Origin of the sequence: Pararcticibacter amylolyticus, assembly GCF_003130405.1 — a bacterium.
Taxonomy (GTDB): domain Bacteria; phylum Bacteroidota; class Bacteroidia; order Sphingobacteriales; family Sphingobacteriaceae; genus Arcticibacter; species Arcticibacter amylolyticus.
Map to the genome: position 1 here is coordinate 1 of NZ_QEAS01000064.1, position 1,691 is coordinate 1,691.

1 pseudogene is annotated in these 1,691 nt (G+C 55.6%); it reads left to right on the forward strand.

Annotation, left to right across the window (positions count from 1 at the left end):
* Window positions 1-1,691, forward strand: a pseudogene (locus DDR33_RS26160) (DUF6443 domain-containing protein); the annotation flags it as partial.

Here is a 1,691-nt window from a genome sequence, read left to right on the forward strand (position 1 = left end):
GGCCAGCAGCACCAAAGGAACCTGACCACCAGCGGGAACTATCAGGCCAGCCAGCTGTACCTCACCATCAGCAAAGATGAAAACTGGGTAAGCGGCAAGACCGGTACCAGCGAAGAATACAAGGACAAACAAGGCCAGGTAGTGCTCAAACGCACCTGGAAAGATGAAAGCACGCCCTATTCCACCTACTACGTCTACGACGACTTTGGTAACCTCAGCTTTGTTTTACCCCCCGGAGCAGAGCCCGACAACGGCGGGATAGACGCCACCAAACTCAATAAATACTGCTACCAGTACCGCTACGACGGAAGGAACCGGCTGATCGAAAAGTGCATCCCCGGAAAAGACGGATGGGAGAGCACGGTTTATAACACCATTGACCAGGCAGTCCTGACTCAGGACCCCAAACAGGCCCAGAACGGGAAATGGACCTTTACCAAATACGACGGACTAGGAAGAGTCGTGATGAGCGGGGAATATGCCAGCAGTGCCTCCCGGGCCAGCCTTCAAACCACGGTGAATGCCCAGGCCACCAACTGGGAGACCTACGCAGGAGGCACCGCAGGTGAAGGCTATAGCAATCAAAGCTTTCCCACCAGTTCCACCACACCCTTTACGGTAAACTATTACGACGGTTATACCTTCCCCGGCAGTACTACCTTCGGGCCCCTTCCGGTAGCCCGGAGCCCGAAGACCCACAGCCTGCTAACCGGCACCCGGACAAAAGTCCTGGGCACCTCCACCATGCTGACCAGCCTCACCTTCTATGACGAGGACGGGCGGGTGATGCAGGTCAAGAGCCAGAACTACCGGGGAGGAGTAGACAGCGTGCTGACCACTTACACCTTCACTGATGAGCCCGATACAGTTACCCGGTATCATACCAGCCCGGGCAGCAGCGTCACCACCAGGACCCGCTACGTCTACGACCATATGGGAAGGAAGACGAAGACCTGGGAAAACATCAATAACGCAGGAGAGGTCCTGCTGTCCGAAAACGAATATAACGAAACAGGCCAGCTGTGGAAGAAGAAACTGCACAACGGGGCCCAGACCATCACCTATACGTATAACGAACGCGGTTGGCTGGCATCTTCCATCACCGACAGGCTCGACCTCAGGCTGCGTTATAACGCCCCCGCAAAAGGAGCAGTTCCTCAGTATAACGGGAACATCTCCGAGCAGGAATATACCGGTAATAAAAGCGGCAACCGCTGGTTTACCTATACATATGACCCGGTGAACCGGCTGACGACTGCTGCCTCCAGCCATGCCAGCAATAAGCTGGGCGAAACGCTAACCTACGACAAGATGGGCAACATCCAGAGCCTTGCCAGGGGGAACTACGGTTCGCTGGCCTACACGTATGACGGCAACCGGCTGAGTGCAGTCAGTGGCTTTAAGACCGGCAGTTTCGGGTATGACGCCAACGGCAATACCACGACAGATGGGACAAGGAACCTGACGATCACCTACAATGAGCTCAACCTCCCTTCGCAGGTGACGGGCAATGGTACAGCCACCTACACTTACGATGCCACCGGCAATAAGCTCCGCTCGGTACAGGCAGGCACCACCCGGGACTATATCGCCGGTATCCAGTATACCAACGGAACAATCGATTTCATCCAGACCGAAGAGGGCAGGGCGGTACGGAATACCGACGGCACCTACCGCTATGAATACGATCT